The sequence below is a fragment of the Enterococcus sp. DIV2384 genome (assembly GCF_050534975.1).
GTDB classification, from domain to species: domain Bacteria; phylum Bacillota; class Bacilli; order Lactobacillales; family Enterococcaceae; genus Enterococcus; species Enterococcus faecalis.
The window spans coordinates 1,466,077-1,489,149 of the sequence record NZ_CP172905.1 but is presented as its reverse complement, the minus strand read 5'-3'; the positions used below and the strand labels follow the sequence as shown (position 1 = coordinate 1,489,149).

The 23,073-nt window shown below is 37.3% G+C and carries 25 protein-coding genes and 1 pseudogene; 19 read left to right on the top strand and 7 right to left on the bottom strand.

Annotated elements, in window-relative coordinates; genetic code table 11:
- The first annotated feature begins 83 nt into the window (after positions 1-83).
- Complete coding sequence (locus tag IGK54_RS07290; protein ID WP_002374731.1) at positions 84-974, top strand: phosphate ABC transporter substrate-binding protein PstS family protein; 891 nt, start codon at positions 84-86, stop codon at positions 972-974.
- A gap of 40 nt (positions 975-1,014) precedes the next feature.
- Here IGK54_RS07290 and pnpS read toward each other — a convergent pair whose 3' ends face one another.
- Positions 1,015-2,790, bottom strand: a complete 1,776-nt coding sequence (gene pnpS, locus IGK54_RS07285) for a two-component system histidine kinase PnpS (RefSeq protein WP_002390658.1) — start codon at positions 2,788-2,790, stop codon at positions 1,015-1,017.
- Positions 2,787-3,497, bottom strand: a complete 711-nt coding sequence (locus IGK54_RS07280; protein ID WP_002360193.1) for a response regulator transcription factor — start codon at positions 3,495-3,497, stop codon at positions 2,787-2,789. The genes pnpS and IGK54_RS07280 overlap by 4 nt, the downstream gene beginning before the upstream one ends.
- Positions 3,498-3,659: 162 nt before the next feature.
- Here IGK54_RS07280 and IGK54_RS07275 point away from each other — a divergent pair, with 162 nt between their 5' ends.
- From IGK54_RS07275 to ffh, 3 genes are all read left to right on the top strand, one after another.
- Positions 3,660-4,124 carry a DUF523 domain-containing protein gene (locus IGK54_RS07275; RefSeq protein WP_002364031.1) on the top strand — a complete coding sequence of 155 codons (465 nt, stop codon included), beginning with the start codon at positions 3,660-3,662 and terminating at the stop codon, positions 4,122-4,124.
- Positions 4,125-4,207: 83 nt separating this feature from the next.
- Entirely contained in the window at positions 4,208-4,546 is a 339-nt protein-coding gene (locus tag IGK54_RS07270) for a putative DNA-binding protein (protein WP_002357429.1), read from the top strand.
- A 4-nt stretch (positions 4,547-4,550) separates the two neighbouring features.
- Complete coding sequence (gene ffh, locus IGK54_RS07265) at positions 4,551-5,969, top strand: signal recognition particle protein (protein WP_002360194.1); 1,419 nt, start codon at positions 4,551-4,553, stop codon at positions 5,967-5,969.
- Between the two features lie 74 nt (positions 5,970-6,043).
- Here ffh and IGK54_RS07260 read toward each other — a convergent pair whose 3' ends face one another.
- A complete protein-coding gene (locus IGK54_RS07260) occupies positions 6,044-6,799 on the bottom strand; it encodes a MerR family transcriptional regulator (protein WP_002377293.1) in 756 nt (251 codons plus the stop codon).
- Positions 6,800-6,916: 117 nt separating this feature from the next.
- On the bottom strand, positions 6,917-7,471 hold the full coding sequence (locus tag IGK54_RS07255; protein ID WP_002357432.1) for an NADPH-dependent FMN reductase: 555 nt from the start codon (positions 7,469-7,471) through the stop codon (positions 6,917-6,919).
- A gap of 141 nt (positions 7,472-7,612) precedes the next feature.
- Between IGK54_RS07255 and IGK54_RS07250 the strand changes: the two genes are divergently transcribed.
- The 9 genes from IGK54_RS07250 (at position 7,613) to IGK54_RS07210 (ending at position 15,193) form a co-directional block, all read left to right on the top strand.
- Complete coding sequence (locus IGK54_RS07250) at positions 7,613-8,416, top strand: GNAT family N-acetyltransferase (protein WP_185938072.1); 804 nt, start codon at positions 7,613-7,615, stop codon at positions 8,414-8,416.
- A 146-nt stretch (positions 8,417-8,562) separates the two neighbouring features.
- Complete coding sequence (gene rpsP, locus IGK54_RS07245; protein WP_002357434.1) at positions 8,563-8,838, top strand: 30S ribosomal protein S16; 276 nt, start codon at positions 8,563-8,565, stop codon at positions 8,836-8,838.
- 11 nt (positions 8,839-8,849) lie between these two features.
- A complete protein-coding gene (locus IGK54_RS07240; RefSeq protein WP_002357435.1) occupies positions 8,850-9,095 on the top strand; it encodes a KH domain-containing protein in 246 nt (81 codons plus the stop codon).
- Positions 9,096-9,215: 120 nt separating this feature from the next.
- Positions 9,216-9,782 (top strand): hypothetical protein, encoded by a 567-nt coding sequence (locus IGK54_RS07235; protein WP_002357436.1) that lies wholly within the window; start codon positions 9,216-9,218, stop codon positions 9,780-9,782.
- 214 nt (positions 9,783-9,996) lie between these two features.
- Positions 9,997-10,938 (top strand): ribonuclease Z, encoded by a 942-nt coding sequence (gene rnz / locus IGK54_RS07230; RefSeq protein WP_142957126.1) that lies wholly within the window; start codon positions 9,997-9,999, stop codon positions 10,936-10,938.
- Complete coding sequence (locus tag IGK54_RS07225; protein ID WP_002357438.1) at positions 10,939-11,727, top strand: SDR family NAD(P)-dependent oxidoreductase; 789 nt, start codon at positions 10,939-10,941, stop codon at positions 11,725-11,727.
- A gap of 16 nt (positions 11,728-11,743) precedes the next feature.
- A complete protein-coding gene (locus IGK54_RS07220; RefSeq protein WP_010707540.1) occupies positions 11,744-12,211 on the top strand; it encodes a LapA family protein in 468 nt (155 codons plus the stop codon).
- A 154-nt stretch (positions 12,212-12,365) separates the two neighbouring features.
- Entirely contained in the window at positions 12,366-14,678 is a 2,313-nt protein-coding gene (gene recJ, locus IGK54_RS07215) for a single-stranded-DNA-specific exonuclease RecJ (RefSeq protein ID WP_095725360.1), read from the top strand.
- 2 nt (positions 14,679-14,680) lie between these two features.
- Entirely contained in the window at positions 14,681-15,193 is a 513-nt protein-coding gene (locus tag IGK54_RS07210; protein ID WP_002357441.1) for an adenine phosphoribosyltransferase, read from the top strand.
- Positions 15,194-15,301: 108 nt separating this feature from the next.
- Here the strand turns inward: IGK54_RS07210 and IGK54_RS07205 are convergent.
- A pseudogene (locus IGK54_RS07205) lies at positions 15,302-16,704 on the bottom strand (IS3 family transposase).
- A 151-nt stretch (positions 16,705-16,855) separates the two neighbouring features.
- Between IGK54_RS07205 and IGK54_RS07200 the strand changes: the two are divergent.
- Positions 16,856-18,538, top strand: a complete 1,683-nt coding sequence (locus IGK54_RS07200) for an IS1182 family transposase (protein WP_430602834.1) — start codon at positions 16,856-16,858, stop codon at positions 18,536-18,538.
- 54 nt (positions 18,539-18,592) lie between these two features.
- On the opposite strand, the gene IGK54_RS07195 is transcribed toward IGK54_RS07200, so the two are convergent.
- Positions 18,593-18,790, bottom strand: coding sequence for a hypothetical protein (locus IGK54_RS07195; protein ID WP_002360203.1), 198 nt, complete (start codon positions 18,788-18,790; stop codon positions 18,593-18,595).
- Between the two features lie 193 nt (positions 18,791-18,983).
- The gene (gene trhA / locus IGK54_RS07190) at positions 18,984-19,637 is read right to left on the bottom strand and encodes a PAQR family membrane homeostasis protein TrhA (RefSeq protein ID WP_002357443.1); all 654 of its coding nucleotides are present in this window, start codon (positions 19,635-19,637) and stop codon (positions 18,984-18,986) included.
- 131 nt (positions 19,638-19,768) lie between these two features.
- On the opposite strand from trhA, the gene IGK54_RS07185 reads away from it, so the two are divergent.
- From IGK54_RS07185 to IGK54_RS07165, 5 genes are all read left to right on the top strand, one after another.
- The gene (locus tag IGK54_RS07185; RefSeq protein WP_002357444.1) at positions 19,769-20,611 is read left to right on the top strand and encodes a DegV family protein; all 843 of its coding nucleotides are present in this window, start codon (positions 19,769-19,771) and stop codon (positions 20,609-20,611) included.
- A 103-nt stretch (positions 20,612-20,714) separates the two neighbouring features.
- Positions 20,715-21,614, top strand: a complete 900-nt coding sequence (locus IGK54_RS07180) for an SGNH/GDSL hydrolase family protein (RefSeq protein WP_002365717.1) — start codon at positions 20,715-20,717, stop codon at positions 21,612-21,614.
- The gene (locus IGK54_RS07175; protein ID WP_002357446.1) at positions 21,607-22,260 is read left to right on the top strand and encodes a YpmS family protein; all 654 of its coding nucleotides are present in this window, start codon (positions 21,607-21,609) and stop codon (positions 22,258-22,260) included. Before IGK54_RS07180 ends, IGK54_RS07175 begins: the two co-directional genes overlap by 8 nt.
- 16 nt (positions 22,261-22,276) lie before the next feature.
- A complete protein-coding gene (msrA, locus tag IGK54_RS07170) occupies positions 22,277-22,792 on the top strand; it encodes a peptide-methionine (S)-S-oxide reductase MsrA (protein WP_002357448.1) in 516 nt (171 codons plus the stop codon).
- Positions 22,793-22,797: 5 nt separating this feature from the next.
- Positions 22,798-23,016, top strand: coding sequence for a YozE family protein (locus IGK54_RS07165; RefSeq protein ID WP_002364020.1), 219 nt, complete (start codon positions 22,798-22,800; stop codon positions 23,014-23,016).
- Positions 23,017-23,073 lie beyond the last annotated feature (57 nt).

Sequence of the window (23,073 nt, the reverse complement as noted above, 5' to 3'; positions counted from 1 at the left end):
CCTTTTATTTACATTTAATTGAAACAGAATTAACAGAGTCTTGGTAGACTAAACTTGTAACTAATTGAAAAGGAAGTGCAAAGATGAAAAAACGTGTAATTGCAGCAACTATGCTGAGTCTAGGGTTATTATTAACTGGGTGCGGAGCTCAAGGAGGCACAACTGAAAAATCCAGCGAAGCGGATAGTAACAAACCAGTTAAAATTGTCGCTGTTGGTTCCACCGCTTTACAACCGTTAGTAGATGCTGCGAAAGATCAATTTACACAAGAACATCCCAATTATACAGTTTCTGTCCAAGGTGGCGGCAGCGGAACAGGACTTTCGCAAGTTGCAGATGGCGCAGTGACCATTGGAAATTCCGATGTGTTTGCCGAAGAGAAAGATGGCGTGGATGCCTCTAAATTAGTCGATCATCGGGTGGCCGTGGTCGGTATGGGACCAGTGGTCAACAAAGAAGTCGGCGTGAAGAATTTAACGAAGCAACAATTGATTGATGTCTTTACTGGCAAAGTCAAAAACTGGAAAGAAGTGGGCGGCAAAGATCAAGAAATCGTCGTAATAAATCGCGCAAACGGAAGTGGCACCCGAGCAACATTTGAAAAATGGGGCTTAGATGGAGCTAAACCAGTTCAATCACAAGAACAAGATTCTTCGGGAACAGTTCGTAAAATTGTTGAACAAACACCAGGAGCAATCAGCTATTTAGCTTTTTCTTATATGGATGATTCCACTGTTGCCTTAAGCATTGATGGTGTTGAACCAAAAGAAGAACACGTGAAAGACAATTCATGGAAAATCTGGTCTTATGAACATATGTATACAAAAGGGGAGCCTAATAAAGATGTAAAAGCCTTCTTAGACTATATGGTCACCGATGATGTTCAAAAAACAATTGTCAAAGACTTAGGTTATTTAGCCATCACAGATATGCAAGTAGAACGTGATGTAAATGGAAAAGTAACTGAAAAATAAACAAAAAACTCAGCCAATAAACAGGATTGGCTGAGTTTTTTTAGGCTTCTTTTTTTGTTAAAGGCAAGGTGATTGTAAAAGTGGTCCCTAAGCCTAAGTGACTATCAATGGCGATTTTACCGCCTAATAATTCTGTGTAATTTTGGACAATAGCTAGACCTAGACCGGTGCCACCAGAATGACGGCTACGTGCTTTATCGACACGATAGAACCGTTCAAAGATCCGTTCTTGGTCTTTTTGACTAATGCCAATGCCAGTATCTTGAACAGATAAACGTAATTGCTGATTTTCAATAGCATAAGAAATAGTAATCTGACCATTTTCTTGGGAATACTGAATGGCATTTTCAATTAGATTCTTCACGATTGGATAAAACAATTCGTATTTGGTGAAAAACTGGCTCTCTGGCAGACCATGAACGACTGTTTTAAGCTGTTTTGCTGCCAATTGTTGCTGATAAGAACCGAGAATTTCTGTAATAAATTTTTCTAAAGTAATTTCTTGTTCTGCATAAGGAATTGTTGCGCTGCCCCGAGAAAGTTCTAAAATTTCTTGAATTAATTGTTGCAGACGCTGGGCATCTTTTTGCATGATGTGCAAAAATTGATTAAGGACTTCCGGATCTTCTTTGGCGCCGTCTATGAGTGTCTCGGTAAAGCCTAAAAGAGAAGTGACAGGCGTTTTTAATTCATGAGACACGTTTGATACAAAATCTTTTTGCATTTTTTCTAGTTGGCGAACGCGCGTTAAATCATAGGCAATTCCTAACACTTGATAATCATTGGCGCTTTGATCATCCAAGTAACGAAGAGAAAGATCTAATCGTAAAGGTGTGGGTCCTTGTGTCACAGTGATTTCTTGATGTAAACTGTTTTTTTCAGCAACGACTTGATGGATTAAATGAATCAAATCGGCGTCTTGAATCACTTCGAGATAATTGCTTTGCATATTTTTAGCAGAGAGTCCTAACATTTCCTGCATTTTAGGGTTCAACAGACGAAGCCGTCCTTGCGTATCAATGATAAAGACACCAATCATCAACTCATCTAAAAGTTCGTGAAATTGCTCATCCGCAGACGTATACGCTTTATACGTTTGACTTACTTGTTGACTCAGTAGGTTAATAGTTTCGTAAAGTTCATTCCATTCAGAAGATTGCTGGATAATGGATCGATTTTCATCTGGATGTTTAAGCATTCGTTTCAGAATCGGTAAGACAGTCACTAGCGGTTGATTTTTTTGCCGTAACAGTAAAAAGATAAACAAGGTAATTAGTAGGAACAAGATGCCAAATGTAAAGATAATATAGCGACGAAAAGATTGGATATTTTTAGAAAATAGCGCAGTTTGTTCCGAAATCCGAATAATGCCAACGATTTCTCCTGATTTTAAAACAGGCGTGGCAACGTACAGAAGTTCTTTATTTAAAGTTTTACTCTTTCGTAAAGCTGAACCATAGGTAGCTCCTGATAGAACCGCAGCGATTTCAGGTCGTTTTTTGTGCGACTCTAGCGGTTCATTTTGGCTGCTGTCAAAAAAGACGGTACCATTTTTTTGCAACAAAGTTACCCGTTCTTCTGCATCATCTAACGCATGGGTGACAAGGAGTTGTTGTTGGTTTGTCAGTTGCCCTTTTTCGAAAACTGAAGGGGGCAACTGGTCTGTTAAAAGGGTATTTTTTCTTCTTAAATAGGTTTCTTGCTGAGCAACCATTTCTTTTTGAAAGAAAAAATTGGTCGCTGCAATACTCCCGACAAATAATAAAAGCATGACTGCCGCAACTAAAAAATATTCAATCCGCAGTCTCTTTTTCATCGTTTTGGCTCCTGAAAACGGTAGCCAAAGCCACGGACAGTTACTAAGTAAACGGGCCGTTTGGGATCGGGCTCGATTTTATCACGTAAATGACTAATATGGACATCGACGATGCGACTTTGTCCAGCAAAGTCATATTGCCAAATTCGTTCCAACAAGGTTTCCCGATTAATGACCCGATCTTTGCGTTTCATAAAGTAAACGAGTAATTCAAATTCTTTCGGTGTTAGTTCAATGGGCTGATTGCGCACAAAGACTTCATAATTTTGTTCATCTACACGAATCTCGCCAATCACAAGCGGAGCTTTAGGTGTGTCCTCTTGAAGCGGTTCGGTCGTGGTAGGTTTTAAACGACGAAAAATAGCTTTCATGCGTGCTAGGACTTCTCTGGGACTAAAAGGTTTTGTTAAATAATCATCTGCCCCAATTTCTAAGCCGATGATTTTATCTACTTGTTCATCTTTGGCAGTTAAAATCAAAATAGGCGTGTCAATTTTTTCTCGACGAAGTGCTTTGGTAATTTCTAAGCCATCCATACCAGGAAGCATTACATCTAAAATTATAAAATCATATTGATTAGACAAAGCTAATTCGAAGCCGTTTTTACCATCTTCGGAAGTAGTCACCTGATAGCCTTCTTTTTCCAAATTAAAGGTTAACAAAGTTAAAATCGATGGTTCATCATCGACGACAAGAACTTTTTTCATTTACATAACTCCTTCAAGAAATTTCTGAAAATAAGTGTATATTTCACTATTGTTAGTTTAACATATTTTTAGAGGAAGAACGTACTTTAAAGTAAGCGAGAATGCTACTTTTGAGAAAAGTCAACTCATGGTATAATAGAGAAATGAAATGAGGAGAAGCGAATGATTGGTATTAGTAGTTGCTTAGGTGGGATTTGTTGCCGTTACGATGGAAAATCTCAAGAACAAGAAGCGTTAAAACAACTTGTAACTAATGGAAAAGCAATAATGATTTGTCCCGAAGTTTTAGGGGAATTGCCCATTCCACGTCCGCCAGCAGAAATCATTGGCGGGGATGGCTTTGATGTTTGGGCGAATACTGCTTATGTATATACGGATAACGGGGAAGATGTGACTGAGGCATTTAAAGCAGGGGCACAACGCGCGTATCAAAAATTAAAAGCCCAACAAATTACAACCTTGATTTTGAAAGAAAAAAGTCCCAGCTGTGGCAGCCAGCTGATTTATGATGGACAATTTTCTGGCATTAAAAAAGCTGGAGTTGGAGTCGCAACTGCTTATTTTATTCAACAAGGAATGACCGTTTATTCTGAAGAAACATGGCAACTTGCGGACATTTCTTTTTAAAAGGTAAAAACTTAGTAAAAAAAGATTGACTATTCCCTATGAAATCGGTAACCTATAAGGGATTGAAGATGGGAGCACGGCTCATGGAAATGGAAAAAACAAACCGCATGAATGCGTTATTTGAATTTTATTCGACATTATTAACGGAAAAGCAGATGAATTATATGGAGCTTTACTATGCTGATGACTTTTCTTTAGGAGAAATTGCGGAAGAATATGAGGTTAGTCGTCAAGCGGTTTATGATAACATTAAACGAACCGAAAAAATTTTAGAAGAATACGAAAAAAAGTTACATCTTTATTCAAACTATGTTGTACGGAAAGAATATCTTGAACAACTACAGCAGTATGTTCAAGAAACTTATCCCAAAGATAGTGAAATCAAAAAATATATTGAACAAATTCAAGAAATAGAGGAATGAAACTATGGCTTTTGAGAGTTTAACAAACCGCCTACAACAGGCAATGAGTAAAATCCGTCGTAAGGGAAAAGTTTCCGAAGCCGACGTAAAAGAAATGATGCGAGAAATCCGTTTGGCTTTATTAGAAGCCGACGTTAATTTACAAGTGGTCAAAGATTTCACAAAACGTGTCAGAGAACGGGCAGTAGGAGTCGAAGTATTAGAAAGCTTATCACCAGCCCAACAAATTGTAAAAATTGTTGATGAAGAATTAACGAAAACGTTAGGTTCAGAAACGGTTGAACTGAATAAATCTCCAAAAATCCCGACAGTGATTATGATGACAGGGTTACAAGGGGCTGGTAAAACAACTTTTACTGGTAAATTAGCCAAACACTTAATGAAAACTGAAAACGCTCGTCCGCTTTTAATCGCTGGTGACGTTTATCGTCCAGCAGCGATTGATCAGTTGAAGGTTTTAGGTCAACAATTAGAAGTTCCCGTTTTTGATATGGGAACAGATGCTAATCCAGTGGAAATTGTTCGTCAAGGGTTAGCGTTAGCAAAAGAAAAGAAAAATGATTATGTCTTAATTGATACGGCCGGCCGTTTACACATTGACGAAGCTTTAATGGACGAATTGAAACAAATTAAAGAGTTGGCTAATCCCAATGAAATTCTGTTAGTTGTTGATGCGATGACGGGGCAAGATGCTGTCAACGTTGCAGATAGTTTTAATGAACAGCTTGGAATTACTGGGGTTGTTATTACCAAAATGGACGGCGATACTCGTGGGGGGGCTGCGCTGTCAATTCGGGCAGTAACGGGGGCTCCGATTAAATTTGTCGGTTCTGGTGAAAAATTAACCGATTTAGAAATTTTCCATCCCGATCGTATGTCGAGTCGTATCCTAGGTATGGGGGACATGTTGACGCTAATTGAAAAAGCGCAACAAGATTACGATGAGAAAAAAGCAGAAGAACTTGCTCAAAAAATGAAAGAAAACAGTTTTGACTTTAACGATTTCATTGAGCAATTGGATCAAGTTATGGGCATGGGACCGATTGAAGACTTATTAAAAATGATCCCTGGAATGAGTAACATGCCTGGTATTGAAAATGTCAAAGTCGATCCAAAAGATGTGGCACGGAAACGGGCGATGGTCTTATCAATGACCCCTGCAGAACGTGAAAATCCTGATCTATTAAATCCTAGTCGCCGCCGCAGAATTGCAGCTGGTTCAGGAAATAGTGTGGTTGAAGTCAATCGTATGATTAAACAATTTAAAGAATCCAAAAAAATGATGCAACAAATGTCCAAAGGGGATATGAACATTCCTGGTATGGATCAAATGCTAGGTGGCGGCGTTAAAGGCAAGCTAGGTAAAATGGCCATGAATCGCATGATGAAGAAAAACAAAAAGAAGAAAAAGAAAAAAAGATAAACAGGCTTTAGTTAATTATTGGAAGAAATAGAAAGTGCGCCATCAGTCGAAGAGACTGATGGCGCACTTTCTGTTTAAGCGTAGTTTTGGATAATTGCGTTTAACGCTTCGGCAAAACCAGCGCCGTGTTGTTCATAATATGACGTAAATCGTTCATCGCCAACATACATAAGGCCTAACCCTTTGTGTGCTTCTGGCGAATAGCTTGACCAAGAGTACATTAACCAATCTTTGTGTAATTGGAAAATTTCTTGCGCAAGTTGACTAGTCAACTTGGGTGATTTTTGATACATGGCTAACTTAGAAAATAAATCTTTTTCCACGTTCTGCATTGCTTGCATGTCTTTTTCCGTCAAGTTTAAATATTTTTTGTTGGCTTGTTCAATCGTTTCGTTGCCATATTTTTCCCGAATCTCTTTACCATATTTTTCTTCGTTTTCTTGAACTCGTTGTTGTTTGAATGCTTCGAATTTTTGCTGATCTGACATGTTTATCTCTCCTTTGTAATGGTGTAAGGTTTGTTGAACAGAGGCTAAAAGACGATCAATTTCATTGCGCTTTTCCAATAGTTTTTGTTGATGCTCGTATAAAGCCTGTTCAACATTAAAGTCAGGTTGCTCCAAAATTTCTTTAATTTCATCTAGTTTCAGATCCAATTCACGGTAAAAAAGAATTTGTTGCAAACGATTCACCTCGGCTTGCCCGTAAATTCGATAACCAGAAGAATTAATTCTGGCTGGTTGAAGAAGACCAATTTCATCATAATATCGTAACGTCCGTGCGCTGACGCCAGATAGTGAAGCCATTTTTTTAATTGTATATTCCATCATTCATTCCTCCTGACAAAATCTATCATAAACCTTTACGTAACGAGAGGGTCAAGCAAAAAAATAAAAAAAGTGAGACAACCTGTAAAAAGTTGCCTCACTTTTTCTCGATTGATTCAATTAGGCAGTTAAGCGATTAAAGAAATCCACGTAAGCATCTACAATTGATTGTAAGAAACCAACAGTGCCATCAATAATTTTACCATCTTCACCAATTAAGTTCGTAATACCTCCAATATAGGCTTCAGGTTGTTGTAAAGTTGGAACATTTAAGAAGACTAATGATTGTCTTAAATGATGGTTCGCACCAAATCCGCTAATTGCACCTGGTGAAACACTCACCACAAGTCCGGGTTTTTTATCCCAAACGCTTTCGCCATACGGACGTGAACCGACATCCAATGCATTTTTTAAAACAGCTGGTACTGAACGGTTATATTCTGGTGTTACAAACATCACACCATCTACTTGTTTGACTTCTTCACGGAACGTTGTCCAAGCTTCGGTGGGGGTTCCTTCATCATCCAAATCTTGATTGTATAATTCTAAATCACCAATGTTAATAAAAACAGGTTCGAAATCAGCTGGAAATAAGTCCGCCATTGTTTTTGCTACCAATTTGTTAAATGAATCTTTTCTTAAACTCCCTACAAAAATACCAATTTTTTTTGTCATGTAAATCCCTCCATTTTTCTTTTACTTACTTTATGATAGTACTTTTTTTAAAAAAGCGCAAACGTTTTATCCTTGTACATTGTTGAACTTCGTAACTTCACGTATAATAGCTAGTAAAAGGATGAGTAAAGGAGCAACTGCTTGAATAAAAAAATAAATTGGCGCCGACAGTTAACACAGTTGGAGAAACAAACATTGACTGAATTAAAAAACAAGGAAATGATTAAACAAGGAACTTTTTATAAATTGGAACAAACATTTCCTGAGGAATCAGCTTATACTTATTATGGTTTATACAGGAAGGAACAAACCATACAAGCGTATATCGTAGGGTATTGTTTTGATGGGGAAACCTTGGAAGCGACGATTGTTGCGCCAAATGTAGGACCATTTTTTGAAGAACTTGTTCAAGAACTCGAAAAGCAAGCAGCTTTGTGGGGAATGAAAGAAGTCTTTCTCGTGATGGATGACAAGCAATCTGTTGCCCTAAATTATTTTAATAGACAAGGAATTGTGCCAGCTTTTTCAGAACAGTATCTGGTTTTTCAAAGAGAAACTTACTCACAGGAGTTGGCGAAGCTGACACTTCTCCGACCACAAGCGGCTGATTTGGATTCCTTGGCTAGGTTACTAGAAGGTACGCCTTTGCCGGAGGACCTTCAACGAACACTTATTTATAAAGAAAACAATCAACTTTTAGCCACGCTACGTTTGGATCATTTTGAAAACGAATGGGGGATTTATGGCTTTGTTGTGACAAAAACGCAACGAGGTCGCGGTCTTGGCCGTCAAGTGTTACAGTCTGCGCTCCGAATGATTTTAGAAAAGTCAACCTCAGCGACTATTTTTTTAGAAGTTGAAACAGAAAATCAAGCAGCGCTTCATCTCTATCAAACAGAAGGCTTTCAAGTGAGAAACCAGTACAACTATTATCAAATTTTGTAAAAATTCTTCATTATTTCGTTTGTTTTCCTGCAAATTGGCTAAAAAAATTGAAAAAAAGTAAAGGTGTCAAGAAAAAACTCTTTACAGGTTGTTGTTAATCTGTTAAACTAACTCTTGTGATTAAGTTAATGGAGGTGTATTTAATAATGGCAGTTAAAATTCGTTTAAAACGTATGGGTTCTAAAAAGAGTCCTTTTTACCGTATTGTAGTAGCTGATTCTCGTTCTCCTCGTGATGGACGTTTCATCGAAACTGTAGGTACTTACAACCCTTTGAAAGACCCTGCAGAAGTAGTTTTAAAAGAAGATTTAGTTTTAGATTGGTTATCTAAAGGTGCGCAACCTTCTGATACAGTTCGTAACATCCTTTCAAAAGAAGGCGTTATGAAAAAACATCATGAAGCTAAAAACGTTAAGAAATAAGGTGATTGAATATGGCAGATGTGAAAGAGTTAATTTTAACTATTGTCCGTCCGTTAGTCAGTCAACCTGAAGCAGTCTCATTAGAAATTGAGGAATCAACTGATTTCCTCGAGTATAATTTGACTGTGGCCAAAGAAGATATTGGACGTATCATTGGTAAACAAGGGCGTGTTGCAAAAGCAATTCGGACAATTGTTTATAGTGTACGTATCGATGGTCCGAAAAAGGTCCGTTTAAATATTCTTGATGGTAAATAAGCATTAACAAGGAGGTAGCCCAGCTATCTTCTTTTTTTATACATAACCAAAAAGTTTTCATTGCTAGAGACAGGCCTTTCTTGCTAAAATAGATGTATCCAGAATAAAGGAGCGATTTGTATGGCAAAACGAATTATCATTATGAACTTTGATATTGAAAGTAAATCGTACCAAGCATTTTCCGAAATAAAAAAGATGCAGGCAGAAAGACAGCTTAAAGGTGAGCAAATGGCGGTTGTTACGCATGTTAATGATGGCCAGCATCAATTTAAAATCAATGATTTTATCGATTTTACAGGCAACAATCATACATCAAAAGATAGCATGATTGGGATGCTAGTAGGCATATTAGGTGGTCCTCTGGGCATTCTTTTTGGCTGGTTTGCTGGAAGTATGTATGGTGCAAGCAAAGACGCCAAAGAAATTCAAGAAGCACAAACGGTTTTTGAACATGTGATTCAAAAGATTGATGAAGGACAAACGGGATTATTATTAATTGCAGAAGAAGAAGACAACCGTCCGCTCAACCAATTGGTTATGTTTGACTTAGGTGGCGAAATCACGCGGCTTGATTTAGAGGAAGTCCAACAAGAAATTAACGATGCGAACGAAGTTGCAAATGAAGCGAAACAATCGTGGCAAGCAAAAAAAGAACAACATAAAGAAGCGACATCGAAAGAAGAATAAGGAGCAAAGACTGTTTTCTGAATAAAGGGAAACAGTCTTTTAAAATACTAAGAAATCACGGTTTTTTATGGTAGTTTGCTAATTTTTTGTTATTTTATCGTAAAATACGGTAAACTAAGAAGAAAACTTTGAGAAAATAGATAAATTATTATTTGCTAAAGGAGCAAACTTCTTCTAAAATAAAAAGGAAGTTTAAAAGAAAGTATGGTAGCAGATGGAAATACAATTTTTAGGAACAGGCGCTGGTGTACCAGCAAAACATCGCAATGTCACAGGAATTGCGTTGAAATTATTAGATGAACGAAATGCAGTTTGGCTCTTCGATTGTGGTGAAGGGACTCAATTGCAAATTTTAAAAAGTAGTATTCGCCCAAGAAAAATTGAAAAGATTTTTATTACACATTTACATGGGGATCATATTTTTGGTTTACCTGGTTTGTTAAGTAGTCGTTCTTTTCAGGGCGGGACAGAACCTTTAGAAATCTATGGACCAGTTGGGATTGCTGATTTTGTTAAAACTTCTTTACGGGTCTCACAATCACGGTTGTCCTATCCACTGAAATTTATTGAATTAACAAAAGAAAATGACGTTATTTTTAAAGATAAACAATGCACTGTTCGCTGTAATATCTTGGACCATGGCATCACGAGCTTTGGCTATCGAATTGAGGAAGCAGCGCATGAAGGAGAATTACAAGTAGAGAAACTTCAAGCTTTAGGGATTCCTTCTGGGCCATTGTATGGCAAACTCAAACGTGGTGAAACGATTGTTTTTGATGGACAGGAAATTAATGGACAAGCGTTTGTGGGAGAGCGTAAACCTGGGCGAATCGTGACGATTTTAGGAGACACTCGCAAAACCAAAAATAGTGTAACTTTAGCACGACGAGCGGATGTTTTAGTCCATGAAAGTACGTTTAATAAACACGAAGCAAAAATGGCAAAAGCCTACTTCCACTCAACCAGTCAACAAGCAGCTGAAGTTGCAAAAGAAGCGCAAGTAAAACAACTTATCTTAACGCATATTAGTGCCCGTTATTTAACCAAAGAGGCCTATCAGCTTCAAGAAGAAGCCCAAGAAATTTTCCCCAATACAAAAATCGTGAAAGATATGGATATCATTGAGATTCCATTTGCCAATGAAGGAGGAGCTTAGATGGATTTAACAAATAAAGTCGTTGTCGTAACTGGAGGTTCAGCTGGTTTAGGTGAACAAATTTGTTATGAAGCAGCTAAACAAGGGGCGGTCGTCGTTGTCTGCGCCCGCAGAATTAATTTGATTGGTAAAGTTCGCGAGCAGTGTGCTGTTTTAAGCGGACGAGAAGCATTTTCTTATCAATTAGATATTGCCGATCCAGAAAGTGTTGAACGTGTGGTTGAAGCTATTTCAGCAGAAGTTGGTCCTATAGATGTTTTAGTCAACAATGCTGGTTTTGGCTTGTTTGAAAATTTTGTTGAAATTGACTTGGCTGTTGCACGCCAAATGTTTGATGTCAACGTTCTAGGAATGATGACGTTTACTCAAAAAGTAGCTATTAAAATGATTGAAGCTGGGCAAGGACATATTATCAACGTTGCTTCAATGGCTGGGAAGATGGCTACAGCTAAATCAACCGTTTATTCTGCAACAAAATTTGCTGTGTTAGGTTTTTCAAATGCTTTACGTTTAGAATTGAAACCGTTGGGTGTAGCAGTAACGACTGTCAATCCAGGACCAATCCAAACAGAATTCTTTGATAAGGCGGACCCGACAGGCACTTATCTAGCTGCGGTGGATAAAATTGTTTTAGACCCTACGAAATTAGCGAAAGAAGTGGTTGGGAGTATGGGGACTTCTCGACGTGAGATTAATCGTCCGTTTGTCATGGAAGCGGCTGCCCGCTTTTATACATTGTTTCCACATTTAGGAGATTTCATAGCGGGAAATATTTTAAATAAAAAATAAAGGAGTCGATCAAGTCATGAAAAATCAATGGCGTGTTATTTTGGGCCTTGTGTTGGTCTTAATTGTTGTTATTTTTGCTGTTTTAAATAATCAAGCTGTTCCAGTAAACTTTGGTTTTACTAAAATTAGTGGACCGTTAATCTTAATTATTTTAGGTTCTGCAATTATTGGCGCACTAGTTGGGTTACTAACCTCCACAACCACCATTTGGAACCAACGTAAGGAATTAAAAGCTGTACAAAAAGAGTTGGATATTTATAAAAATGATATGGATAAATTAGTCAAAGAAGAAACGGAAAAAGTTCAACGTTCTTTTGATAATCAATTGGCTGATTTGCAAGCCAAACAAGCGGCAGCACCACAAGTCTCAGAACCAGTGGTCAACGAACAAACATCAAACACAGAAGTAGACGCAACGCCTGTGTCAGGTAGTCGTATTGATCGTTATGTGAAACCTCGTGTGAATGAAGAGGAACAAAAATAAGGAAGAGACTTTATCGCTAAGTTTCTTTTAAAATAAAACTGTGATATCTGCTATTTATCTAACAGATATCACAGTTTTTTTCTCAGATTTAAAAAAATGCTTTCTTTAGTTTTTGGAAAAATTTTGCTATAATTACTTGGTTAGGAGTGACGTCGTGAAAAAATCAAATTATCAATGGCAGTTACAGACAAAGACAGAATTACCTGTAGAATTTATAGAACAATTAAAAAAAGAAGAAATTAATCCATTAATTGGCCAACTTTTATGGCACCGCAATATCCGGACAGAAGAAGCATTACGTAAGTTTCTACATCCGACTATCGAAGATATTTATGATCCGTTCTTAATGCATGATATGGAGAAAGCGGTAGCCCGCATCCAGCAAGCCGTCGAAGCGGGTGAACAAATCCTTGTCTATGGGGATTATGATGCAGATGGCATCACTAGTACCACGGTTATGAAAGAAGCAATCGAATTAGTCGGTGGCATGGTTCAGTACTTTCTACCGAATCGTTTTGTTCATGGATATGGACCTAATAAAGACGTATTTGCTGAACAAATTGAACAAGGAGTCCAATTAATTGTAACCGTTGATAATGGTGTAGCTGGACATGAAGCAATTAACTACGCTATGGCACAAGGAGTAGATGTAATCGTTACTGACCATCATGAATTGCCTGAACAATTACCAGAGGCCTATGCGCTTGTCCACCCTAGACATCCGCAAGGTGACTATCCTTTTGGAGATTTAGCTGGTGTTGGCGTGGCTTTCAAAGTCGCTACTGCGTTACTTGGTGAATTGCCAATTGAGTTATTAGATTTGGTAGCAATTGGGACGATTGCTGACTTGGTTTCATTAACCGATGAAAATAGAACGTTTGTCAAAATGGGCCTTCAAATGATTCAAACTGGTGATCGAATTGGTTTAGACGTTTTACTACAAGAAGCGGGTGTGAAAAAGGAAGCTGTTTCAGAAGAATCAATTGGCTTTACCATTGGACCTCGTTTAAACGCATTAGGTCGATTAGGGGAAGCCGCACCAGGTGTTGAATTGATGACTACATTTGATGAAGAACAAGCGCTGGAAATCGCTAAATATATTGATCAACAAAACAATGAACGAAAAGACATTGTAACGACGATTGCCAAAGAAGCGCTGGATTTAATCGACCCGAATGCGCCGGTCCATATTTTAGCGAAACAAGGCTGGCATGAAGGCGTCTTAGGGATTGTCGCGGGCCGCATTATGCAAGAAACGGGGAAACCAACCATTATTTTAGCAATAGATGAATCTGGTACGACCGCTAAAGGCTCTGGACGTAGCATTAGCGCATTGAATCTCTATGAGGCGTTGAACGAAGTGCGTGAGCAATTCACTCATTTTGGTGGGCATCATATGGCAGCGGGAATGACTTTACCTGTTGAAAATATTCCTTTTGTTCAAGAACATTTGGCACACTTTATTGAAAAAAATCAAATTGATATGGCTAATGGACAAGAGTTGCTCATTAGTGAGAGCTTAGCGATTTCGCAGGCAACGACTACTTTTATTGATCAATTGCGTATTTTGGCGCCTTTTGGGACTGATAATACTGTGCCAACTTTTGTATTTAAGGAAATCACGCCTACGCAAATTCGTCAAATTGGTGCAGATAATGCACATCTGAAATTTCAAATGAATCAAGAAGGGGCGCAATTGGATGCAATTGCTTTTCAAATGGGGCCTCAAGCGGATGAACTAGCACAAGGAACCGCCGATGTGGCAGGCCAACTTTCCATCAATGAATGGAATGGTCGTAAGAAACCACAATTAATGGTGACTGATTTTGCTGTATCGGGAAGACAATTATTTGATTTTCGTGGCAAAAATAATCAAACGAAACCAATTCCTTCAGAAGCAACAGCTTATCTTTTGTTTGATGAAAAAAATCAAAAATTCATTTCAGATCCAACCGCTAATATTATTGTTTGGTCAAACCAAGAAGAATTGGTGGAAGCTGTTTCTCAAAATCAAATCGAACAACTGGTTTTTGTCGACTGTCCTGTGGAAGCAATCACGGTTAAAGAAATTGTTGAAGCAACTGAGATACAACGTATATACATGATGTTTATTTCACCAGAAGAAGCTTATTTAAACGGTATGGCTTCACGTGAACAATTTGCAACATTGTATAAATTTATTTTGCAGCAAAAAGAAGTAAATCTACGTTCCCAGCTATCGAAGGTGGCAAATTACTTAAATATCCAAGAAAAATTATTAATTTTCATGATACAGGTGTTTTTTGACTTAGGATTTGTTACAATAGAAAGCGGTGTTTTAAACAGTATTGAGAAACCCGACAATCGACCATTGACTGAAAGTCAAGTGTACCAACAACGATTGAAAAAAATAAAAACAGAAGAATTTCTACTTTACAGTGATTGTCAAACAATACAACAATGGCTGTGGAATGAGGAGGACAAATAAAAATGGATTTAAGAGATTACATTGCAAGCATTCCAGATTATCCTGAGAAAGGGATCGTGTTCCGTGACATTTCTCCATTAATGGCTAATGGGGATGCCTACCGTGAAGCAACAAAACAAATCGTGGATTACGCGAAAGAAAAAAGAATTGATATGGTTGTAGGACCGGAAGCTCGTGGCTTTATTGTCGGCTGTCCAGTGGCTTATGAATTAGGGGTTGGCTTTGCTCCGGTTCGTAAAAAAGGAAAACTTCCTCGTGAAACCATCGAAGTGACTTATGACTTAGAATATGGTTCAGATACATTGACGTTGCACAAAGATGCCATCACACCAGGTCAACGTGTTTTGATTTGTGATGACTTGTTAGCAACTGGTGGTACAATTAAAGCAACCATCGAATTAGTCGAACAATTAGGTGGTATTGTGGTTGGTTGTGCGTTCCTAATTGAATTAATGGATTTACATGGCCGCGATAAAATTGATGGCTACGATATTGTTACCTTAATGGAATACTAATCTAATTTAATTAGAAAGAGAATGGGACAATAATCAGAAAAAAATCTGATTATTGTAGTGACCCCAAAAAGTTAGACTTTTTATAGAGTGGATTTTTCCACTCTATTTTTATGCAGTTTTTTGATTGAATTGTCGAAATTCTACTGGGCTTTTCCAGTTAAGTTTTTCCTTGATTCGGTGATGATTGTAATAATAAATGTAGTTCTCAATTGCTTCTCTCAATTCATTTTGACTTTGATAGATTTTTCCATAGTACACTTCTTGTTTTAGGATACTGAAGAAATTCTCCATAGGAGAATTATCTAAACAGGTTCCTTTTCGAGACATACTTTGAAAGATATTGTTGTCCTTTAATGTTTGTATATAGACATTCATTTGATAAGCCCAGCCTTGATCAGAGTGAAAGGTGCGCCGATAGGGACAATCATTTGTTTGAGAAATTGCTTCTTTCAGACCTTCCATAACTGTTTTACCATTTGGTTGAGTAGAAAGGCTATAGCTTAGAATTTCACTATTATACATATCCATAAATGGATCTAAGTATAGTTTTTTCTGACGAAAGATGCCTGCGTTATCTGCTTCAAAGTACTTAAATTCAGTTGTATCAGTTGTAATTTTTTGATGAGGAACAGAGGTTTTAAATCGGCGACGAATCAAATTTTTAGCGATTTTACCAACGGTTCCTTTATAGGAATTATATTTTCTTGATTTCTTAGTAAAAGCTTTGACTTGTAACTTTAACTTTTGTATTAATCGCTGGACTTTCTTTTTATTCACTTGAAATCCACGTCGTTTCAATTCTTGGGTCATCCTTCTATAGCCATAATGTTGATGTTTTTTACGAATCGCTTGAATTTCTTCTTCGATGATTTGTGTTGAAGCTGTTCTGTCGAGGCGTTTTTGCCAGTACATGTAAGTAGATTTTGGAAACCTTAGGGTTTCCAAAATATCTTTTAATCGAAAGTGTCTTCGGAGACTGTGAATGATTCGTGCGATTCGTTCATTTTTTGTTCGTCCTCTAAACGCAGTCTCCTCAATTCTTTTAAATAGGCATTCTCAATTTTTAACATTCTATTTTCTTTTTCTAGTTTCTCTACTTGAGATCGTTCACTTGGTAGTGGTTGGGGTTCATTTCGTTTCTTTTTAGACATGGTAGGTGGACGTCCTTTCTGTTTAGAGAGTCCCTCTATACCAAACTTCTGATACGTTCTAAGCCAATTCGCAATCAATGATGGATTGTTCATTTTTAGAAGATTAGCTACTTCTTGATAGGACAACTCTGTTGTTAAATATAACTCTATCGCATCTAGCTTAAATTGAACAGAGTAATTCTTATTTTTTCGACTGCGAAGTAGGCCTTCTTCACCAAGTTCTTTATAGGCATTTATCCATTTGCTTATTTGAGAACTATCTTTAAACCCATACTTCTTTGCGAGAAACCTTAGACCTCCTTGACCAGATAAGTAGTCATGAACAAGTTTAAGTTTAAATTCAAAACTGTATTTTGCCATACAAAAAAACCTCCAAAAGTTAGATTTCTAGGTCTAACTTTTGGGGGTCGGCTCATATTGCCCCATTTTTTTAATTTCAAAGTACACAAAAAGCACTCATTCCTGTAAGATTAAAGTGACGAAACCCAATCAGAAAGGAAGCGAGTGCTTTATGTTTAAAAATTATACCATCAATCAAACAACTTTACCATTAGATATGGAACAATATATTCCTGAAACAGATGTCGCTTTTGCGGTTAATGCTTTAGTCGAAGCCATGCCACAAACACTCTTTCTTAAATTAGAAGAACAACTAGGCCGACCGGCCTACCACCCCAAAATGATGTTAAAAATTATTTTATATGCTTATACGCAACGTGTTTTTTCAGGTCGTAAAATTGAATTTCTATTAGATGACAGTTATCGTATGCGTTGGCTAGCTAACCACGAACAAGTCAGTTACCGGACCATCAATCGCTTCCGAAGTCAGGAAACAACTGCTCACCTTTTAGCAGAAGCCTTTGTCTTATTCCGCCGTCAATTAATCACCAATCAGGTAATTGACAATGAAGCGCTATTTATTGATGGTACAAAAATCGAAGCGGATGCCAATAAATTCAGTTTTGTCTGGCGCAAAGCAACAAATCGGTATGAAGCTGCTTTGGATAAACAATCAAACGAATTCTATCAAACCCTTTATAAAGAAGAAATCTTGCCTTCTTTAAAAGAAGAAAACCAAAGTGATAGATTGACAAGCACCCAATTGGAAGAAATCGCGCAGCACTTGGAAACAGAGTTGGTGGCGACAGAAGAACAACTACAAAAGGAAAAGAAGAAAGAAAAACAAAGCCAATTAAAGAAAAAAAGAAGAACCTACAAAAAGTATCTACGCAAAATCCAAGCGGATTATTTACCAAGAAAACAAAGATATGAAACCTATAACCGCCTTTTTCAAGAGCGAAATAGTTTTTCTAAAACAGATACAGATGCCACATTTATGCGGATGAAAGACGATTATATGCGCAATGGTCAACTAAAGCCAGGCTACAATTTACAAATCGCAACAGAAAATCAATATGTCCTAGCGTATGATCTGTTCCCGAATCCAACAGATACAAAAACTTTAAATCCATTTTTAGACAGCTTTTTGGAACAACACAACGAATTACCCGAGTATATTGTAGCGGATGCCGGCTATGGAAGTGAAGAAAATTATACGTATATCAACGATGTCTTGCATAAAACGCCATTAATCACCTATGCTAGTTATCATAAAGAAAATAAAAAGACCTATAGAAACAGTCCTTTTATGGTTGATAACTGGCGCTATTTGGAAAAAGAAGATACATATATTTGTCCTGCCCATCGGGCAGTTCCCTTCAAGCGATATAGTCGAAGAAAAGATAAAGGCGGATTTGTCCGTGACTTCAAAATTTATGAATGTGAAAATTGTCGAGATTGTCCTGTTCGTAGTCAATGTACGAAGGCAAAAAGTGAGCAAAACCGACAAATTTTAGTGAATAATACATGGCGCTATTTCAAAGCCGAATGTAAAAAGAAGCTTTTAGAGGAAAAAACAGGTTCGATTTATCGGAAACGGAAAATCGATGTCGAACCAGTGTTCGGCCACCTAAAGGCTCATTTGGCGTTCCAACGTTTCCACTTACGAGGGAAACAAGGAGCCAAGATTGACATTGGCTTGGCGCTCATGGCATTAAATTTAAGAAAATTAGGGAAATATATGGAGAAAAAACAACGTAAAAATGAAAAACCAAGTCCGATTTTGAAAGTAATCATCAAAATCGGACTTGGTTTCTTTTGGAGAAAGGACTATTGTCCCACTCTCTTTCTTTGACATATTTATAAAAACGGAGCGTAGCTTGGGGGGAACACACCGTTTTATTATTTATTAAGGGAACTTACGATAAACGTATCTTGCTTGCTGTTGTTTACGTGTACGTGTATAACGCTTCTCATCCCATGACATAAACCAAAGAATAAATAACGGCGTCACGATCATAAAAGCAAGACGTAATCCTAATGTTCCCAAAAAAATACCTATAACCAATACAAAAAATAAAAATCCAACACGACGAATTGCTTCCATGTGTATCACCTCTTCATTTGATTCGAACGAGTGTTCGTATTGTTATTATACGAATGTATGTTCGTTTTGTAAAGTCTTTTCTACTAATTTATGTTAAAATAATTCGAAAAGAAGAATAATCCTTTATAATAAAGAGATTTAGGGCAATAAAAGAACACGATGCTTTGAGCATCGTGTTCTTATTGTGCTGTGGTTACGTATAAAAGAGAACAGAAAAATACATGAGGATCGCTGCAAGCATGACGAACAAATGCCAAACTACATGCATAAACCGCACATTTTTCAATGAATAGAAGGCTGCACCTAATGTGTAAGACACGCCTCCTGCGACCAATAACGCTGTTCCTGTAAATCCAAGAGATTCATATAACGGACGAGCAGCGATGATACAGAGCCAACCTAAAACAATATAAATAATCGTTGAAATGTTTTTCACTGTTTCTTGTTTATGCAACGTGAGGGATTTATAGACAATACCGACGATGGCGATTAACCAGACTAAACTAAATAAGGTCCAACCTAACCAACCGCCAATACTAATTAAGCAAAACGGCGTATAGCTGCCAGCAATCAATAAGAAAATAGAACTATGATCGAAGACCTGAAAGACCTTTTTGGCTCTTGTAAAAATTAGACTATGAAATAACGTTGAAGATAAAAAAAGTAGAATCAACATGGAGCCATAAATAGCATAAGATACCACGTGAATCGGTGAGCCTAAACGAGCTCCTTTAACAAGTAAAATGACTAAGCCAGCAATACTTAAACCTGCGCCTATGCCATGTGTAACTGCATTTAAGACTTCGTTCACGATTAGGTATTTTTTTGAGAAATGCGTTTTTTCCAATAAATTCACTTCCTTTATTTTAATTTGATGAAAAATTCGGCAGTGTCTGTTATACTATAACTAGATAATTAACCGTTTAATGGTATTCTACCATGAAAACAGGTTCCTTTTAAAGAAAGAGTGATAAATTTATGACAAACGTTAAAATCGTAACGGATTCTTCATGTACGATGGAAAAAAGTCTTAGAGATGAATTAAATATCCATATGATGCCTTTATCAATTATGGTTGATGGCGTTGTTTATCCAGATGATGATCATTTGCCAGGCGAAAAATTTATGGACATGATGGCTAATGCGAAAGCCTTACCCAAAACCAGTCAACCACCAATTGGTGAATTTGTAGAATTATATGATCGCTTAGGTGAAGATGGCAGTGAAGTAATTTCGATTCACATGACAAAAGGCTTAAGTGGAACGGTTGAAGCGGCCCGTCAAGCTAGCAACTTATCATCAAGTAAAGTAACGGTGATTGATAGCGATTTTACAGACCAAGGTTTGTCTTTCCAAGTCATTCAAGCAGCAAAATTGGCACAAGCGGGAGCGGGTGTTCCAGAAATTTTAGCTGAAATTGAACGCGTCAAACAAAATACTAAATTATACATTGGCATTTCAACATTAGATAATTTGGTTAAAGGTGGACGAATCAGCCGTACAACAGGATTATTATCAAACATTTTTAATATGAAAGTTGTCATGGACTTTGAAAATACGGAATTGATTCCTGTAGCGAAAGGCCGCGGCGTTAAAACGTTTAATAAATGGTTTGACGAATTGAAATCAGAATTAAGTAAGATTCCAAATGTTCGACAAATTGGCATTTCTCATGCGGATGGGCTAGAACTAGCAAATGGATTCAAAGAAGGATTACAAGCAATCTTTAAAGACATGGATATTCCCGTATTACATACGAATCCAGTCATTGCAACCCATACAGGAAAAAATGCCTTTGCTATTATGTACTATACAGACTAAGAAATAACGAGGTTGGGTCTCACTCTTAAATGAGTAGACGCAACCTCTTTCTAACAAGAAAAGGAAAATTTCTTGTTGGTTTATTTAAAAGGAAGTGACGAAGATGAAAAAACAAACACAGCATATTTTGCTGACCGTCTTAACACCTATCCTCATTGCGCTAGGTGTTTTTACATTGTTAAGTGTGGCCATCCCCAAAGCAAAGCCACTATTAAAGCAAGAGAAAGTGGCCACAACTGCTCAAAAAAATCAAAAAGAAGTCATTCATTATACAGCTATCGGTGATTCTTTAACTGAAGGAATTGGCGATTTGACGAATAGTGGAGGTTTTGTTCCTATTGTGGCAGATGATTTAAAAGAACACTACAACTTGAACGGTGTTCAAACAGACAATTTTGGGAAAAATGGGGATCGTAGTGATCAAATTTTAAAACGAATCAAAGAGAAACCTGAAATTCAAAAGGGCCTTGCCTCTGCGGACGTGATTACGCTAACGGTTGGTGGAAATGACTTAATGAAAGTAATTAGTAGTAATATTTTCGACTTGAAAGTCAGCTCGTTCAATCGTCCACAAAAAGCCTATCAACGCCGAGTAAGACGACTACTTGAAGAAATCCGAGAGTACAACGAGAAGGCCCCTATTTATGTCTTAGGAATTTACAATCCCTTCTACTTAAACTTTTCCGAAATTACAGAAATGCAAGAAATCGTTGATAACTGGAATCAAGCAACCGAAGAAATGGTTCAAGAGCAAAAACGAGCCTATTTCATTCCTATCAATGATTTACTCTATAAAGGTCGTGGCGATGAAGTTGGCGTAACTGGTGGCGACTCAGAAACTACAGGAAGTAGTGCTAGCAAAGAGGATTTAAACAATTTGTTATATGAAGAAGATCGCTTCCATCCAAATAATCTTGGCTACCAAATTATGGCCGGAGCTGTCCGGGATGAAATGGTCAAGACAGAGAAAGAATGGATAACAAAATCAGAAGGTAGTGAATAAAATGAATGAAGAAAAGCCAAAAACAAGTAAATCAATTAAAAAGACACAACCAACCAATCTTAAACGAAATCCCTGGAAAATCGCTTTTCTTGTTCTAGTGGGTTTAGTCATTGGTAGTGTAGCTTTCGTGACATTTCGAGCAACACAAGTTCGCGAACCAGATTTAAAGAAAATACCAGCAATTGTTGAAAAAGAAGGCGAGCCAGTCGTCACCATTCAGTCAAAAAAACAACAAGTGAACAAACTGATTGACTTTTATTTAGCCGACTTTCAAAAAGGCTCGGAGATTAAATATAAATTTTATTTAGAAAATGATGCTTTATTAAATGGAACATTTCAGGTGTTAGGGCATGACATTCCTTTTTACTTATATTTTGATCCTTACGTGATGGCGAATGGTAATGTACAATTAAAAGCAAAAAGTTTATCTATAGGAACGTTAGGCTTGCCAATTAAAGAAGTATTGAAATTTGCTAAACGTTCTTACAAACTACCTAAATGGGTTGAAATCAATCCAGATGATCAAACTGTTTTATTACGTTTAGATCAGTTTAGAATGCAAAATGGTCTATTTGTTCGAGCAGAAAAGATTAATTTAGTTGACGATGACATTCGGATGAATATATACTTGCCAAAAGAGAAATAAAAAAGGAGTGTTAGAGATGGAAGAAAAAGCAATTTTTGCAGGCGGCTGTTTCTGGTGTATGGTGCAGCCTTTTGATACACAACCAGGGATTATCTCAGTTGTTTCGGGTTATACAGGTGGGCACGTGCCTAATCCAACATATGAACAGGTTCTAACACACACAACAGGCCATACGGAAGCAGTAGAAATCACTTTTGATCCAGCGATTATTTCTTACGAACAATTAGTGGATATTTATTGGCAACAAACAGATCCTACTGATGCTTTCGGTCAGTTTCAAGACCGCGGCGATAATTATCGGCCAGTTATTTTTTATCGTTCCCAAGAACAAAAAGAAATTGCTGAGAAAAGTAAAGAACGTCTAGCTAATAGTGGTCGTTTTACAGAACCAATTGTTACCACCATCGAACCAGCAGCACCATTTTATCCTGCTGAAGAATACCATCAAGACTTTTATAAAAAAGACGCTTTGCGTTATGGATTGTCCCATCAACGTAGAAGTGAATTTATCGAAGAAAAATGGAGTGATTAATTTACATGAGACGAAGCTTTTACCATTACTTAATGACATTAAAAGGTCCGGCTAAAGATTCTGAAACTGATTTTGCCAATGAAGCGGCCAAAGATATTCAGTTTCCAAAACAAACCGAGGATTATCATGAACTTTCTTCTTATTTAGAAATGAATGCTGACTATTTAAGCAACATGGACATCTTTGATGAGTTATGGGAAAAGTACCTTGAAAACAATAAATAAATCCAGAGGAAAAGCAAACAAAGCTTTTCCTCTTTTTTCATTCATGTTATAGTAAAC

Coding starts and splice junctions, on each gene's coding strand:
- IGK54_RS07185 (WP_002357444.1), top strand. CDS start 19,769: ATGACAAACGTTAAAATCGTAACGGATTCTTCATGTACGATGGAAAAA.
- rpsP (WP_002357434.1), top strand. CDS start 8,563: ATGGCAGTTAAAATTCGTTTAAAACGTATGGGTTCTAAAAAGAGTCCT.
- IGK54_RS07195 (WP_002360203.1), bottom strand. CDS start 18,790: ATGGAAGCAATTCGTCGTGTTGGATTTTTATTTTTTGTATTGGTTATA.
- IGK54_RS07225 (WP_002357438.1), top strand. CDS start 10,939: ATGGATTTAACAAATAAAGTCGTTGTCGTAACTGGAGGTTCAGCTGGT.
- IGK54_RS07290 (WP_002374731.1), top strand. CDS start 84: ATGAAAAAACGTGTAATTGCAGCAACTATGCTGAGTCTAGGGTTATTA.
- IGK54_RS07260 (WP_002377293.1), bottom strand. CDS start 6,799: ATGATGGAATATACAATTAAAAAAATGGCTTCACTATCTGGCGTCAGC.
- ffh (WP_002360194.1), top strand. CDS start 4,551: ATGGCTTTTGAGAGTTTAACAAACCGCCTACAACAGGCAATGAGTAAA.
- pnpS (WP_002390658.1), bottom strand. CDS start 2,790: ATGAAAAAGAGACTGCGGATTGAATATTTTTTAGTTGCGGCAGTCATG.
- IGK54_RS07280 (WP_002360193.1), bottom strand. CDS start 3,497: ATGAAAAAAGTTCTTGTCGTCGATGATGAACCATCGATTTTAACTTTG.
- IGK54_RS07180 (WP_002365717.1), top strand. CDS start 20,715: ATGAAAAAACAAACACAGCATATTTTGCTGACCGTCTTAACACCTATC.
- IGK54_RS07270 (WP_002357429.1), top strand. CDS start 4,208: ATGGAAATGGAAAAAACAAACCGCATGAATGCGTTATTTGAATTTTAT.
- IGK54_RS07165 (WP_002364020.1), top strand. CDS start 22,798: ATGAGACGAAGCTTTTACCATTACTTAATGACATTAAAAGGTCCGGCT.
- rnz (WP_142957126.1), top strand. CDS start 9,997: ATGGAAATACAATTTTTAGGAACAGGCGCTGGTGTACCAGCAAAACAT.
- IGK54_RS07220 (WP_010707540.1), top strand. CDS start 11,744: ATGAAAAATCAATGGCGTGTTATTTTGGGCCTTGTGTTGGTCTTAATT.
- IGK54_RS07275 (WP_002364031.1), top strand. CDS start 3,660: ATGATTGGTATTAGTAGTTGCTTAGGTGGGATTTGTTGCCGTTACGAT.
- IGK54_RS07210 (WP_002357441.1), top strand. CDS start 14,681: ATGGATTTAAGAGATTACATTGCAAGCATTCCAGATTATCCTGAGAAA.
- IGK54_RS07255 (WP_002357432.1), bottom strand. CDS start 7,471: ATGACAAAAAAAATTGGTATTTTTGTAGGGAGTTTAAGAAAAGATTCA.
- msrA (WP_002357448.1), top strand. CDS start 22,277: ATGGAAGAAAAAGCAATTTTTGCAGGCGGCTGTTTCTGGTGTATGGTG.
- IGK54_RS07235 (WP_002357436.1), top strand. CDS start 9,216: ATGGCAAAACGAATTATCATTATGAACTTTGATATTGAAAGTAAATCG.
- IGK54_RS07200 (WP_430602834.1), top strand. CDS start 16,856: ATGTTTAAAAATTATACCATCAATCAAACAACTTTACCATTAGATATG.
- IGK54_RS07240 (WP_002357435.1), top strand. CDS start 8,850: ATGGCAGATGTGAAAGAGTTAATTTTAACTATTGTCCGTCCGTTAGTC.